Below are 13,816 nucleotides of genomic sequence, written 5' to 3'. Positions count from 1 at the left end.
CCAGATGCCCCCCGCCGGCGTCTCGGCCACCGACATCACCCGCATCCTCATCACCCACTTCCACGGCGACCACAGCCTGGGCCTGCCCGGAACCATCCAACGCATCGCCCGAGACCAGGTCCCCCACACCGTGCGCATCGCCTACCCCGCCCAGGGCCAGGACCACTTCGAGCGCCTGCGCCACGCCACCGCCTTCGTCGACACCGACCGCATCACCGCCCAACCCGTGGGCGGCCACGGCACCTGCCCCACCGGCGAACCGAACCTGCACATCAGCGCCCTGCCCCTGCACCACTCGGTGCCCACCTACGGCTACCGCATCGCCGAACCCGACACCTGGCGCCTGGACCCCCACGCCCTGGCCCACCACGCCATCACCGGCCCCGACGCCGGACACATCAAGACCCACGGCCACCTCACCCGCCCCGACGGCACCACCGTGCACCTGGAACAGGTCGCCCACCCACGCCCCGGCCAGGTCGTGGCCCACATCATGGACACCGCCCCCTGCCCCCAGGCCGAAGAACTGGCCGCCGGAGCCGACCTACTGCTCATCGAATCCACCTACCTGGACAGCGAAGAACACCTGGCCCACGCCTACGGCCACCTCACCGCCCGCCAGGCCGCCGGCATCGCCGCCCGCGCCGGGGTACGCCACCTGGTGCTGACCCACATCTCCGAACGCTACGAACACGGCGACGACCAGCGCTTCCTCGACCAGGCCGCCCAGGCCTACCCCGGCCCGACCACCCTGGCCGCGGACCTGGACCGCATCCCCCTGCCCCCGCGCCGCTGACCGGCCACGACGCATGCGCCCACACACGCCCGGGTAGACCCACCACCGCCACAGACCCACGGGCGAGGGGCCGCAGCCTGGGCCACGCTGGTCGGCGACCCCTCCCCCTGCTGGCCCTGGCCGTCCTTGCCATGGGTGCCCGGAGCGCCTGGGCACGCGAGAGCGGGGCCTCCACCGCGTGCCTGATCCACGCCCCGGGCGCGGCCGCGCTGGTCCCGGCCGGGTGCGCGGTGTGCGGGGCCGTGCTGTGGTGGTGCTGGCCCCTCGCCCGCACCGGGATCCGACACACCGAGGCCGGGTGTTCACGCCCTGCCCCCAAAAGCGCGCTAGATTCCCCAGGCCCGCTCCCCCGCACGAAAGGCACCCCGCGCCCATGCGTGCACCCGCCCGCAGAACCCTGGCCCGCTCCGCCGCCGCACTGAGCGGCCTGACCGTGGCCACCGGCCTGTTCTGGCTCGCCCCGCAGGCCCTGGCACAGGAGGCGCCGCCCGACCGCATCCTGCTCTCACCCACCGCCGACCCGGCCACCTCCCAGACCGTGACTTGGCGGACCACGGACCAGGCCCACACCCAGCTACACATCGCCCCCGCCTCCGACCCCGAGCAGATCACCACCGTGGCCGCCTCCGCCACCGGCCAGGCCCAGGGCACCTTCTACACCGCCACCGCCACCGGCCTGCAGCCGGACACCGACTACCGGTACCGGGTCGGCGACGGCGCCGACCAGATCAGCCCATGGCAGCACTTCACCACCGCCGCCCAGGGCGCCGAGCCCTTCACGTTCTTGTCCTTCGGCGACGTGCAGACCGACATCACCGACGGGGCCGGACCCGTCATCGAGGCCGCCCTGCAGGCCGAACCCGACGCCGAGGTCGCCGTGCACGCCGGCGACCTCATCGACGACGCCAACGACGAACAACAGTGGAACCAGTGGTACGGCGCCTTCGGTGAAGCGACCGGGACCATGAACCACGTGGCCGCCCCCGGCAACCACGAGTACTCCTTGTTGAACTTGTCCCAGTACTGGCCACTGCAGTTGCCCGGCCCCGGCAACGGCCCCGACACCGGCGGCACCGACCTGGCCGAGACGGTCGGCCACACCGACCACCAGGGCGTGCGCTTCATCGCCCTGAACTCCAACTACCGCGACGCCGCACCCCTGTCCCCGGGCAGCTGGTTGGACGAGCAGGCCCAGTGGCTGGAACAGACCCTGGCCTCCAACCCCCACCCCTGGACAGTGGTGACCTTCCACCACCCCCTGCTGTCCAACAACCCCGGCCGCGACAACGCCCCCCTGCGCGATGCGTGGTTGCAGATCCTGGAGGAACACGACGTCGACCTGGTCCTGGCCGGCCACGACCACTCCTACAGCCGCGGCAACCTCACCGAGCACCGCACCGACGAGCAGGACGTGCACACCGGCCCGGTCTACGCGGTGACCGTCACCGGGCCGAAGATGTACGAGGCCGGCCAGGACAACTGGACCGACCACGGCGCCGAGGTGCGGGTGCAGGCCACCGACACCCAGACCTTCCAGAGCGTGCAGGTCGAGGACGGGCAGTTGGACTACCGCGCCCTGACCGCCTCCGGTGAGGTGGTGGACTCCTTCACCATCACCAAGGACGACCAGGGCCAGGACAAGCAGGTCACCGACGGCCCCGGCCTGGACTGACCCGCAGCACGCGCCGGCCGCCGGGCTCAGGGGTGGCCCGCGTGCTGGGCGTCCCCGGTGCCCCGGGCCGGGCCCGCCAGGCATCGCGCACGCTCCAGGGTGGCCCCGGCCCGCTCGAGGTGGCCGGGGCAGACGCCGAACTCGCCGCGGGCCAGGTCGCGAGCGCGCGCCAGGGCCACCACCGACCGGCCCAGCCGGCGCCGCTGGTGGGGGCCCTGGCCCTGTGCGAAGCGGGCGCAGCACACCTCGCACTCGGCGCGGGCCTGTTCCAGGTGCTCGGCCGCGGTGCGGTTGGGCAGCAACGCGCACACCACCAGCCCCACCAGCGCTCCCAGCACCGTGGCCCACAGGCGCTCGCCGGCCAGGTCCTGGGCGGCGGCTGCCGGGTGGGCCAGGCTGGACAGCGCCAGGGTCAGCGGGGTCACGAACACGATCGCGTAGGAGTAGTTGGTGCCCACCACCAGCTCGGCGGCCATCTGCAGCACCACCACCAGTGCGATGGTGCCCAGAACCGAGTAGTCGGTCCAGAACAGGGCCGCGGCCAGCACCACCCCGGCCACGGTGCCCGCGGCGCGCTGCAGGGTGCGGTGCCAGGTGGTGGTGACGTTGGTGGCCTGCAGCACCGACCCGGCCGAGACCGCGGCCCAGTACCCGTGTCCCATGCCCAGGGCCCAGGCGGCGGCGCCCGCGACCAGGGAGGCCACCACGATCCGCACCACCGACACCCGGGTGGGCGAGGGCCGCCGCCAGGCCCGGCGCAGGGCGCGGCCCATGGCGGGCACCGGGTGGTGGGTGCGCATGCGGTGGGCCCGGTCGGTGAAGGTGCGGTGCTCGCCGCTGCTCAGGGCCGGCTGGGGGCGCACCTCGCGGCGCGCCCGACGGGCCATCTCGCCCAGTTCGGCGCCGGCGCGGGCGCGTTCCAGGTCGCTGTGGGCCCCGGTGAACAGGTCCTCGGCCCGTGCGGTGAGCAGCTCCAGGTCACGGTGGAGCGGCCCCGGCTCGCGCGCCGACAGCAGGGTGGACCAGGCCGTTTCCAGGGCCTCCTCGGCCCCGTCGGTGGTGGCGGGGCCGGGCGCGCGCAGGTGGCGGGCCACGGCGTGCAGGGCGCGGGCGGTGGCCAGGCGTTCGGGTGCGTGCGCCCAGGCCAGGGCTCCGACCTGGGCCAGGGACCAGGACAGGGCGGCCGCGCCTGCGGTGGTGGCCACCACCAGCGGGACCTGGGCCGCCTCCAGGGGGTTGTAGGCGGCCACCCCGGCGGCGAAGACGAACATGAGCCCGCCGGGCGGTCCGAAGGCCAGTGCGTCGGCCAGGTACTTGGCGCCCCCGGCCACCAGCGCTCCGGTGACCACGGCGGCCAGGGTGTGGGCGAGCAGGACCTGGGTGAGCGCGCCCGCGGCCACCGATGCGGTCAGGGCGGCGCCGACCACGGCCAGCAGCCGACGGCGCCGGGCGTAGGTCTCGTCGCGTGCGTACAGGGCGGTGAAGCAGCCCATCGCCGCGTACGGGATCAGGTCCACGCGCCCCAGCGCGTACAGGGCGCCCAGAGCCAGGGTGACGCTGAGTCCGGCGCGCAGGGCGGTGGCCCAGACGTTGCCGTGCACGGTGCGGGGAGTCAGGGCGCCGCGGCCGGTGAGGGTGCGGGCCACCCGACCCCATAAAGACCACAAGTAGTTCACAAGTAAATTATTGTAGGGTGTTTCCCCACCACCCACAACCGACCGACCAGGAACCCCACGTGAGCGACGCCCTCTCCCGCTTCCGCGACAGCTGGGCCCACCTGCGCCCCGACCTCGACCTGTCCAGCATGGAAGCCATCGGACGCGTCCTACGCCTGGCCGCCCTCATGCACCACATCACCGACACCGCCCTGACCGACGCCGAAGTCACCCGCCCCGAATTCGAGGTCCTGGCCGCCCTGCGCCGCTCACCCCACGGCCTGCGCCCACGCCAACTCACCCGCGAAACCGTCTCCTCCAGCGCCGCCACCACCAAACGCCTCACCCGCCTCGAACAAGCCGGCCTCATCACCCGCACCCCCCACCACCGCGACCGCCGCGAAATCCAGGTCACCCTCACCGACCGCGGCGCCCAGCTCGCCGAAGAACTCTTCACCGGCCAACTCCAGCGCGAGAGCGAACTCCTCACACCCCTGGACCCCGACGAACGCGCCCAACTCGCCCACCTGCTCCAGCGCGTCCTGACCCCCATCGACCGCGCCTGACCCCGCCCCCGTGGACCCCTCCACCCGCCTGGCACACGCCGTGCGCGCCCTGACCGGAACCGACGCCCCCCTCACCGGCGTGCACACACTCACCGGCGGGCACCAAAAAGCCGTCCGGCGCCTACACCTGGACCACCGCGCGCACTGAACACACGACAAGGGCGGCCCCGCGCGCTCACCGCGCAGGTCCGCCCCCATCGCCGACCAAGCTCAAGCCCCGGCCCGGGCCCCGTCCAGGAACAACCCCACCAACTCCTCGGCCGCCGGGCCCGGCTCACCCATCATGTCCACCGCACGCGCCAGATGCAGGAACGCATTGCACAACACCCGGGGCTCGCGCCCGGCCAACTCCCCCTCCCGCACCGCGCGCGCCAAACGCTCGGTCATCGGCTCCAACAACCGCCGCGCGTAGGCCTGCTCGATGCGCTCACGCGCCCCGGGATCCAGCTCCGGCAGGGAGTCGAACAGGTGCTGCTCGAAGGAGGTCGTGGCCCCGGTGGGATCGGCCACCGCCTCGGTGATGACCGCGCGCAGCTGAGCGGCCAGACCACCCTCCACCTCCAGCGCGCGGGCCAGGTCGGCGCCCCGGCTCTCGATCGCCGCCAGCGCCACCTCGGCGTGCAGAGTCTCCTTGCCGCCGGGGAAGTGGTGGTACAGGGAAGGTTTGCGCACCCCCACCTCGCGCGCGACCGCGTCCAGGGACGTACCGCGGTAGCCGTGGGCGGCGAAGTGTTCGGCGTAGACCTGCAGCGCCCGGGCACGGGTGGGGGTGGAAGTGGGCATCGGTTCGGGCTCCTCGCGGCCGTGGGATCGTCGAACGGCCCGAGCGAGAACGCCCCGGCCTGCACACCCGAAACTACCTACCGGACGGTAGAGACACAATCGCACCCCCAGGAGCCACCCATGCCCATGCCCCCACCCACGGCCACACCATGGCCTACTACACCACCGGCAACCCCCACGCCCGCCCCACCCTGGCCCTGCACGGCGGCCCCGGATCCGGCGCCACCCCCGGCTACGCCCACTTCCTCGACACCACCCGCCACCACCTCATCCAGTACGACCAACGCGGCTGCGGCAACTCCACCCCCGACGCCGCCCACCCCCACACCGACCTGACCACCAACACCACAACCCACCTCATCGACGACATCGAAACCCTGCGCACCCACCTGGGCATCGACACCTGGCACCTGCTCGGCGCCTCCTGGGGCACCACACTCGCCCTGGCCTACGCCCAGACCCACCCCCACCGCGTACGCGCCCTCACCCTGATCTCGGTCACCACCACCTCACCCCACGAGATCCACTGGCTCACACACCAGATGCGCCACGTCTTCCCCGAAGCCTGGCAACACTTCCGCGACGCAGCAGGCCCCGAAGCCGACCCCCACCACCTCGCCCACGCCTATGCCCAACTCCTCCACGACCCCGACCCCACCACCCGCGACCGCGCCGCCCGCGCCTGGTGCACCTGGGAAGACACCCACGTGGCCACCCACCCCCACCACCGGCCCAACCCCCGCTACCAGGACCCCACCACCGCTACCGCTTCGCCCGCCTGGTCACCCACTACTGGTCCCACCACGCCTTCCTCGAGCACGACCAGCTCATCCACAACGCCCACCGCCTCCACGGCACCCCCGGCGCCCTCATCCACGGACGCATGGACATCTCCTCACCCGCCTCCACCACCCACACCCTCGCCCGAGCCTGGCCCGACGCCACCCTGACCATCTGCGAGGACGCCGCACACATCAGCGCACAAACCGACATGCTCGACGCCGCACGCCGAGCCACCGACCGCTTCACCTGAGACCGAACACACGAAGCGGGGGCCGGCACCACCACGCCCACCCCCGCAACCGGCGGCCTCACACACCCACGCGCTCGGCCACCGCCCCCACCAACACCGCCAACTCCTCCTCGGTGTTGTAGTAATGCACCGACGCACGCACCACCTCCTCGGGCAACCCCCGGTGCTCCCACACCTGGTTGTGCACCCGCGCCACACTCACATTCACCCCCGCCCTTGCCAACGACGCACGCACCCACTCAGCACCCACCCCCTGAACCGAGAACGTCACGATCCCCGACCGCTCACCCACACGCCCCCGATCCCACACACGCACCCCCGGCAACACCCCCAACCGCTCACGCAAGACCTCACCCAACCAGGCCACACGCTCACCCACCGCCTCCATCCCCAACGCAAAGGCATAATCGGCCGCCACCGCCAACCCCAACTGCCCCGCCACACTGCGCTCGAACGACTCGAACCGGCGCGCATCCTCACGCACCCGATACGACTGCGCCCCCACCCACTCGGCCGAGGACACATCCACCACCGCCGGCTCACCCACACGCGCCCCCGCACGCGCATACAACAAACCCGTCCCCCGCGGACCCCGCAAGAACTTACGCCCCGTCGCCGTCAGAAAATCGCACCCCACACGATCCACATCCACATCCACCTGCCCCACCGACTGGCACGCATCCAACAGCAACAACACCCCCCGCCCACGGCACAACCGCCCCACCCGCTCCACCGGGTTCACCAACCCGTTGTGCGTGGGCATGTGGTTGAGCGCCACCAACACCACACCACCGGCGTCCAAGGCCCGCTCCAACGCCCCCACATCCACCACACCATCGGCGTCATCGGGCACCACCGCCACCCGCGCCCCCACCGCACGCGCCGCCTTGACCAACCCCATCCCGTTACTGGAGTACTCACTGACCGTGGTCAACACCCGATCCCCCGCGCCCAGCGGCACCGACCCCAACGCCAACTCCCACGCCCGCGTCGCACTCTCGGTAAAAGCCACCTCCTCGGGCCGCGCACCCAACAACCGCGCCACCGAGGTGTAGAACCCCTCCACACGCGCCTCGGCCATCTCCGCGGCCTCATAACCCCCCACCCGGGCCTCCAACCGCAAGTGCCCCACCACCTCCTCCACCACCTGGTCCGGCATCAACGCCGCCCCCGCGTTGTTCAGGTGCACCCGCTCCTCCACGCCCGCCGTCTCCGCACGCACACCCGCAACATCGAAACCCACAGCACACCCCGTATCCACCAGAGCAACACCAATCCAGACCCCACCTACCCCGGCCTGCCCCGCCCCAAAGAAACACCAACAAAAAGCAGGGGGCGCCCCCACCGGGCCACCCCCTTCCATGCGGCGCGCAGAGCTCTCAGGCCCAGACCACCTCCTGGCCGTGCTCGCCCGCATGGGCCACCACACGCTCGTCCAGGGCCACCGTGAACATCCCCTCCCTGGGCGGTCGCGCACCCTCCCACCACGGGAAGACCTTCCACCCCTCGTTGGAGACCCAGTGCCCGGGCAAGGACCGCACCACGTCGACGAACGCGTCCCGGTCCGCCTCCGGCAGGTACGCCGCCACCGCACTGTGAAAGACCACCAACGTCGCCTCCGCCGGAACCTGCGAGGCCAACTCCGGCAACACCTGCACCAGATCCCCGGCCACCACCCGCGCCGGCTCGGCCGCCGCCACCGCAGCCGCACCCCGCAACCGCTCGCGCCGGGCTGCTTCCTGCGGCCCCGGCCAGATCAGCGACTCCAACCAGCGCACATCGTCCCCGCGGCCCGGATCCAGCGGGTTCAGGTCCACCCCGCCCCGCCACACCACCTCGGGGACGCGTTCGGGCACCGGAACCGGACCCGAGACCGCACACTCCAACGCCACACCGCTGCCGGCCGGCCCCACCCAGGGCCCATCACCGAACCGGTACCGGTAGCGATCCGGGTACAGGCACAACCCCGCCGAAGACCCCACCTCCAACAGAGCCAACGGCCCCGGCAACTGCGCCAACACCGGCAACAACACCGCACACCGGCGCGCCTCGTTGGTCTGGGTCAACCGCTCCAGCACCACCGAGCGCACCCGGTCCCAGTGCTCGACCACGAACGCCCGGAACCCGGCCCACTCACCCACCGGCCCGCCCAGGAACCGCACCGCACCCAACAACAGGTTCGGCTGACGCTTGTTACCCGCCGGCAACGACGCCACCAACCCCACCAGGTGCGCATCGCCGGCCACACCCCGGGCGATACGCGCATAGTCCTGCGCACCCACCGAAGCAAAATGCTCGGCGANNNCCCCCCCCACAGCAGCCACGTGCTCCACCGAGCCCACACACCTTCCCATCGGGGGGGAACGAAAAGCACCCACCACCTACCCCCACCCCACTCGCCACCACCCAAGCCCCGCACGAGACCTCCCCCACACACCCGACCCCCGCTACCGACAGAACCGCGACCGCTCCCGCGCCCACGCCACCACCGACCCCGGAGCCCGCCCCGGCGACCCCGCATCCCACGGCGGCGCCGGATCGTACTCCGACATCAACTGCACCCGCTGAGCCGCCTCCACCCCCACCAGGCGCCCACCCAACGCCAACGCCACATCAATGCCCGCACTCACCCCCGCACCCGAGGCGTACTTGCCGTCGAAGACCACCCGCTCCTCGACCACCTGCACACCCCACGCACCCAACTCCCCCCGCGCCAACCAGTGCGTCGTCGCCCGCCGCCCCTCCAACAACCCCGCAGCCGCCAACACCAACGCGCCCGTACACACCGACACCGTCCACGCACTGCCCTCATCCACAGCACGCACCCAGTCCACGACCGCGTCCCCACCCATCAGCGCCTCCTGACCCGGCCCACCCGGAACACACACCACGTCCGGACCGGTCACCTCCTCCAACCCGTACTCGGCCACCACCGAACCCCCGCGCCCATCACCGACCACACCGGGACGCTCAGCCACCCACACCACCTCCACACCCGGCAAAGACCTCCACACGTGATACGGACCCACCGCATCCAGCAACGTCACACCCTCGAACACCACCATCGCCACCTGCACCACAACACACCCCTTTTCAACTCACACACCACGAAACCGCTGCCTGTACTGCGAAGGCGCACACCCCACCACCCGCACGAACACACGCCGCATCACCTCCTCACCCCCGAAACCGCACCGACGCGCCACCGCCGACACCGGCGCATNCCCCCCCCCCACCCCCCGCCGCGCCGCCTCCACCCGCACCCGCTCCACATACCGGCCCGGCGTACACCCCACCTGCGCCGCAAAAACACGCGAGAACTGACGAACCGACAACCCCGCACGCCCGGCCAAAACCCCCACCGACAGATCCGCCTCCGGATGCTCCACCACCCAGTGCTGCACCGCCCGCACCCCCGAACGCTGCGCCCACTGCCCCGACAACGCCGCAGAGAACTGCGCCTGCCCACCCGGACGCCGCAGGAACACCACCAACGACCGCGCCACCTCCAACGCCACCGCCCGCCCCCGGTCCTGCTCCACCAACGCCAACGCCACATCGATGCCCGCACTCACCCCCGCCGACGTCCACACCCGCCCATCACGCACGAACACCGGATCGCACTCCACCACCGCCCCCGGGCACACCCGAGCCAACTCCGCACCGTGCCGCCAGTGCGTGGCCACCCGCCGCCCCGCCAACAACCCCGCAGCCGCCAACACGAACGCCCCCGTACACACCGACACCACCCGCTCCGAACGCGCCGCGACCCGCCCCACCTGGCCGGCCAACACCGCATCAGCGCGCCGCGCACCCGGCCCACCCACCACCAGCAGCGTGTGCGCCCCCTCCACCTCCTCCAACGCCACATCCACCCCCACCCGCAACCCGTTGGAGGCCCGCACCCCGTGCCCGCCCAACGACGCCGTACGCAGCCGGTAGAACCCCTCACCCCCATCAGCAGCCGCAAAAACCTCCAACGGCCCCGACAGATCCAGAGCCAACATGTCTTCGAAACAGACCAGAACCACCTCGTGCGCCATGGCCCACATCCTCACCAAGCCCCCACCAAGGCCACAAGGTCGCACACCCCACCACAACAGCCACCCCACCCACGGGCACCCACACCCACACCCACACCCACACGTTGAACCCACACACCCCCACCAGCCCCGACCCCCGCCCCCAGGACACGAACACACAACAAGAACTCTCACCCTCCCGCAGTGATCCAAGCACCCAAGAGGCACCACCACCAGAACGGAACACCCGTGAGGCTCACCCACCGACACACACTCCGCACCCACCCCGCACCCACCCGCCACACCCCACCCCTGGTGGAACTGGTCGACCTCACCCTGCCCCCACACCTGCACCACCTCGACCTGACCCTGCACCCCGGCGAACGCCTGGCCCTGGTCGGCCTCCCCGACCCCACCGCACTCCTCCGACTCCTCACCGGACACACCCGCCCCACCACCGGCCACCTACACACACCCCAACCCGCCCACATCCGCACCCTGAACCCCACCACCGCCCTCATCACCACCACCCACCACCGCGCACACATCACCGCCACGACCCACCCCACCCACACCCGCACCACCGACCGCATCCTCTACCTCGAACAGGGCCACCTCACCGAAACCGGAACCCACCGGCAACTCCTCCTGCGCGGCGGCCGCTACGCCCGCGCCTACGCCCTCACCGGACCCCACACCCACCCCGCATAAACTCGGCCCCGTGGCACCCATCACCAAGGAACTCACCGTCGGCCAGGTGGCCGAACGCTCCGGCGTGGCCGTCTCGGCCCTGCACTTCTACGAACGCAAAGGCCTCATCCACAGCCGCCGCACCAGCGGCAACCAACGCCGCTACCGCCGCGACACCCTGCGCCGCGTCTCCTTCATCCGCATCTCCCAACGCGTGGGCATCCCCCTGGCCCGCATCCGCCAGGCCCTGGACCAACTCCCCGACAACCGCACACCCACCCGCACCGACTGGGCCGACCTGTCCGCCCAATGGCGCGACGAACTCGACGCCCGCATAGACCAACTCCCCCGCCTGCGAGACGACCTCAGCGACTGCATCGGATGCGGCTGCCTGTCCCTGAGCACCTGCACCCTCTCCAACCCCGACGACCAACTCTCCGAGGACGGCACCGGCCCCCGCCGCCTCATGGTCGAACGCTTCCGCGACGAACAGGACCACGACCACCGGGCCGACCACACCTGAGCCCCGACACGAAAAAGGCCCGCACCCCCTTTCGAAAAAGGGGCACGGGCCCACACCGGTGGCCGGCCGCCGGACTCAACCCACCGCGGCCTCGTCCCGACCGCGCCGCGCCAACTCGTCGGCGCGCTCGTTGCCCTCGTCACCGCTGTGGCCGCGTACCCATCGCCACTCCACCTCGTGACGCTCACGGGCCGCATCCAGGCGCTGCCACAGGTCCACGTTCTTGACCGGCTTCTTCGCCGAGGTCTGCCACCCGCGCTTCTTCCACCCCTGAACCCAGGAGGTGATGCCGTTGCGCACGTAGGAGGAGTCGGTGTGCAGCACCACCGGCATCGGACGGTGCAGCGCCTCCAACGCCTGGATCGCCGCCATCAGCTCCATCCGGTTGTTGGTGGTCTCGCGCTCACCGCCGAACAATTCCTTCTCGTGGTCGCCGTAGCGCAACCACACGCCCCACCCGCCCGGGCCGGGGTTGCCGCTGCACGCCCCGTCGGTGTAGATGACCACCTGCTGTGTCGGCTCACCGCCGCCTGAGTCCCCGTTCTGCATGCCGGGCAATCTACCGCCCCCGCGCATCACAACGGGATCACAACCCCCCACGTCAGAGCCAATGGCAGAGCCAATCCACCCCATTGGCACCCTCGTGAGCCCACCAGTGGACCACACACCCCCACAAAGGCTCCCACGGGCCCGACCTGGCCCGAACACGACAAAAGGGCCCCGACCCGCAGGTCGAAGCCCTCGAACCAGCCACAGCAGGCCCCTCAGGAGACCGCAAGCTCCTCACTCAGCTCCCCGGCACGCTCCTCACGCCGCTCCAGAACCCCCTCGCGCATCTCCTCCATCCGCTTGAGGACCCGCTTGCGCTCACGCTTGGACAACCGATCCACATACACCCTGCCGACCGTGTGATCGGTCTCGTGCTGCAGGCACCGAGCGAAAAAACCGCTCCCGGACACCACCACCGGCTCCCCGTCACGGTCCACACCCCGCACCGTGGCATGCTCGGCCCGCCCCAGATCAGCGTGCGGCCCCGGAACCGACAGGCACCCCTCGGCCTCCACCACGACCGCATCGTCCACATCACGCTCGTCCAACACCGGGTTCACCACATGACCCACGTGCCGCACACCCTCGTCATCAGGGCAGTCGTAGACGAACACCCGCAGATCCACACCCACCTGGTTGGCCGCCAACCCCACACCCTCGGCCGCATACATGGTCCGGAACATGTCATCGACCAGAGCCCCCAGCTCCGAACCGCCCAACATGTCCGGCCCCACATCAGCACACCGCCGGTGCAAGACCTCCTCGCCCGCCTCGGTCACCCGCAGGACCCCACCCCGCACCGCCTCCGGGGCGAACTCACCGAACTCCGACACCTGGCGGCCCTGCACCACAGCGGCCACCTGCGAGGCCGTGGACTGCTCCGACATGGTCCTACTCTCAAACGTGCTCAACCTCGGTCAACACCGAAAAAGTAGCACGAACCGGCAGGTCAACCCCCCACTCACCGGAACCACGAATTCCCCTGGATCAGACACCGCGCCAAGTAGTCCCGCAACGACACCACCACCAACCGGCGCCGATCCGTCTCGTGATCCCACACCACGATCCCCGGACCGTAATCGGTGTGCACGTACGCGAACTGCGGCCCCATGTCCGAATCACCGAAGAAGATCATCTCGCCGAAGGGCGCANAACCCGCCCCCCGCCGCATCCCCAGGTTGTCCTCCACCAGACGACGCGCACTCCACACCACCGCGTCCCCGTACTCATTGGCCACCCCGTCCACCTCGCGCAACAACGACGCCAGCTCGAACGGCAGAGGAAGCTGCAAGTGCTTCTCCACCTCGGACAAGGTCACCTCGTCGACCGGATCGGCCAACACGGCCTCCGGATACATCTCCCAGATCAGTTCACGCCACACACCCCCGATCATCACAGGTCGGGCCAAGACACGGGAAATCGACGACGGCGAGTCGCACCAGAAACCCCCAACAAACACCCACCCCGAATGCCCCACAACCTCCCAACACCCCACCTGCGTGCCCCACCCCACACCCCCGCGCTCAA

Annotated in this window: 16 protein-coding genes; 7 read left to right on the top strand and 9 right to left on the bottom strand. The window is 70.9% G+C overall.

Features of this window, described 5'->3' with window-relative positions; all coding sequences use genetic code 11:
* On the top strand, window positions 1–796 hold a 796-nt coding region (locus D474_RS0100310; protein ID WP_017611605.1), incomplete at its 5' end, for a ribonuclease Z.
* A 373-nt stretch (window positions 797–1,169) separates the two neighbouring features.
* Complete coding sequence (locus D474_RS0100305) at window positions 1,170–2,468, top strand: purple acid phosphatase family protein (protein ID WP_017611604.1); 1,299 nt, start codon at window positions 1,170–1,172, stop codon at window positions 2,466–2,468.
* Window positions 2,469–2,494: 26 nt separating this feature from the next.
* Here D474_RS0100305 and D474_RS27155 read toward each other — a convergent pair whose 3' ends face one another.
* Window positions 2,495–4,114 carry an FUSC family protein gene (locus D474_RS27155; RefSeq protein WP_017611603.1) on the bottom strand — a complete coding sequence of 540 codons (1,620 nt, stop codon included), beginning with the start codon at window positions 4,112–4,114 and terminating at the stop codon, window positions 2,495–2,497.
* A gap of 89 nt (window positions 4,115–4,203) precedes the next feature.
* Here D474_RS27155 and D474_RS0100295 point away from each other — a divergent pair, with 89 nt between their 5' ends.
* Window positions 4,204–4,689 carry a MarR family winged helix-turn-helix transcriptional regulator gene (locus tag D474_RS0100295; protein ID WP_017611602.1) on the top strand — a complete coding sequence of 162 codons (486 nt, stop codon included), beginning with the start codon at window positions 4,204–4,206 and terminating at the stop codon, window positions 4,687–4,689.
* Window positions 4,690–4,699: 10 nt separating this feature from the next.
* Entirely contained in the window at window positions 4,700–4,837 is a 138-nt protein-coding gene (locus D474_RS32100; protein ID WP_017611601.1) for a hypothetical protein, read from the top strand.
* 62 nt (window positions 4,838–4,899) lie between these two features.
* Here the strand turns inward: D474_RS32100 and D474_RS0100285 are convergent, their stop codons facing one another.
* Entirely contained in the window at window positions 4,900–5,472 is a 573-nt protein-coding gene (locus D474_RS0100285; protein ID WP_017611600.1) for a TetR/AcrR family transcriptional regulator, read from the bottom strand.
* A gap of 149 nt (window positions 5,473–5,621) precedes the next feature.
* On the opposite strand from D474_RS0100285, the gene D474_RS27150 reads away from it, so the two are divergent.
* Complete coding sequence (locus tag D474_RS27150; protein ID WP_275040763.1) at window positions 5,622–6,422, top strand: alpha/beta fold hydrolase; 801 nt, start codon at window positions 5,622–5,624, stop codon at window positions 6,420–6,422.
* A 141-nt stretch (window positions 6,423–6,563) separates the two neighbouring features.
* Here the strand turns inward: D474_RS27150 and D474_RS0100275 are convergent, their stop codons facing one another.
* The 4 genes from D474_RS0100275 to D474_RS0100260 form a co-directional block, all read right to left on the bottom strand.
* Window positions 6,564–7,727 carry an aminotransferase class V-fold PLP-dependent enzyme gene (locus D474_RS0100275; protein ID WP_275040762.1) on the bottom strand — a complete coding sequence of 388 codons (1,164 nt, stop codon included), beginning with the start codon at window positions 7,725–7,727 and terminating at the stop codon, window positions 6,564–6,566.
* A 157-nt stretch (window positions 7,728–7,884) separates the two neighbouring features.
* Window positions 7,885–8,859 (bottom strand): DUF2332 domain-containing protein, encoded by a 975-nt coding sequence (locus D474_RS0100270; RefSeq protein ID WP_051050892.1) that lies wholly within the window; start codon window positions 8,857–8,859, stop codon window positions 7,885–7,887.
* Between the two features lie 93 nt (window positions 8,860–8,952).
* A complete protein-coding gene (locus D474_RS0100265) occupies window positions 8,953–9,570 on the bottom strand; it encodes a DJ-1/PfpI family protein (RefSeq protein ID WP_239646962.1) in 618 nt (205 codons plus the stop codon).
* A gap of 33 nt (window positions 9,571–9,603) precedes the next feature.
* Window positions 9,604–10,548: a GlxA family transcriptional regulator gene (locus D474_RS0100260; protein ID WP_017611596.1), complete on the bottom strand. Its 945-nt coding sequence runs from the start codon at window positions 10,546–10,548 to the stop codon at window positions 9,604–9,606.
* Window positions 10,549–10,776: 228 nt separating this feature from the next.
* On the opposite strand from D474_RS0100260, the gene D474_RS0100255 reads away from it, so the two are divergent.
* Together D474_RS0100255 and soxR are read left to right on the top strand one after the other, a co-directional pair.
* Window positions 10,777–11,238 (top strand): hypothetical protein, encoded by a 462-nt coding sequence (locus D474_RS0100255; protein WP_017611595.1) that lies wholly within the window; start codon window positions 10,777–10,779, stop codon window positions 11,236–11,238.
* A 10-nt stretch (window positions 11,239–11,248) separates the two neighbouring features.
* Window positions 11,249–11,740 carry a redox-sensitive transcriptional activator SoxR gene (soxR, locus tag D474_RS0100250; RefSeq protein WP_017611594.1) on the top strand — a complete coding sequence of 164 codons (492 nt, stop codon included), beginning with the start codon at window positions 11,249–11,251 and terminating at the stop codon, window positions 11,738–11,740.
* A 75-nt stretch (window positions 11,741–11,815) separates the two neighbouring features.
* On the opposite strand, the gene rnhA is transcribed toward soxR, so the two are convergent.
* The 3 genes from rnhA to D474_RS0100235 form a co-directional block, all read right to left on the bottom strand.
* A complete protein-coding gene (rnhA, locus tag D474_RS0100245; protein WP_017611593.1) occupies window positions 11,816–12,289 on the bottom strand; it encodes a ribonuclease HI in 474 nt (157 codons plus the stop codon).
* A gap of 215 nt (window positions 12,290–12,504) precedes the next feature.
* A complete protein-coding gene (gene def, locus D474_RS0100240; protein ID WP_017611592.1) occupies window positions 12,505–13,176 on the bottom strand; it encodes a peptide deformylase in 672 nt (223 codons plus the stop codon).
* Between the two features lie 74 nt (window positions 13,177–13,250).
* Window positions 13,251–13,682 carry an SMI1/KNR4 family protein gene (locus D474_RS0100235; protein ID WP_017611591.1) on the bottom strand — a complete coding sequence of 144 codons (432 nt, stop codon included), beginning with the start codon at window positions 13,680–13,682 and terminating at the stop codon, window positions 13,251–13,253.
* Window positions 13,683–13,816: the final 134 nt, after the last annotated feature.

The organism is Nocardiopsis salina YIM 90010 (assembly GCF_000341025.1).
GTDB classification, from domain to species: domain Bacteria; phylum Actinomycetota; class Actinomycetes; order Streptosporangiales; family Streptosporangiaceae; genus Nocardiopsis; species Nocardiopsis salina.
The sequence above is the reverse complement of the archived record's forward strand: the minus strand, read 5'-3'. Positions and strand labels throughout refer to the sequence as shown.

Coding starts and splice junctions, on each gene's coding strand:
- D474_RS0100305 (WP_017611604.1), top strand. CDS start 1,170: ATGCGTGCACCCGCCCGCAGAACCCTGGCCCGCTCCGCCGCCGCACTG.
- D474_RS0100285 (WP_017611600.1), bottom strand. CDS start 5,472: ATGCCCACTTCCACCCCCACCCGTGCCCGGGCGCTGCAGGTCTACGCC.
- D474_RS27150 (WP_275040763.1), top strand. CDS start 5,622: ATGGCCTACTACACCACCGGCAACCCCCACGCCCGCCCCACCCTGGCC.
- D474_RS0100265 (WP_239646962.1), bottom strand. CDS start 9,570: ATGGTGGTGTTCGAGGGTGTGACGTTGCTGGATGCGGTGGGTCCGTAT.
- rnhA (WP_017611593.1), bottom strand. CDS start 12,289: ATGCAGAACGGGGACTCAGGCGGCGGTGAGCCGACACAGCAGGTGGTC.
- def (WP_017611592.1), bottom strand. CDS start 13,176: ATGTCGGAGCAGTCCACGGCCTCGCAGGTGGCCGCTGTGGTGCAGGGC.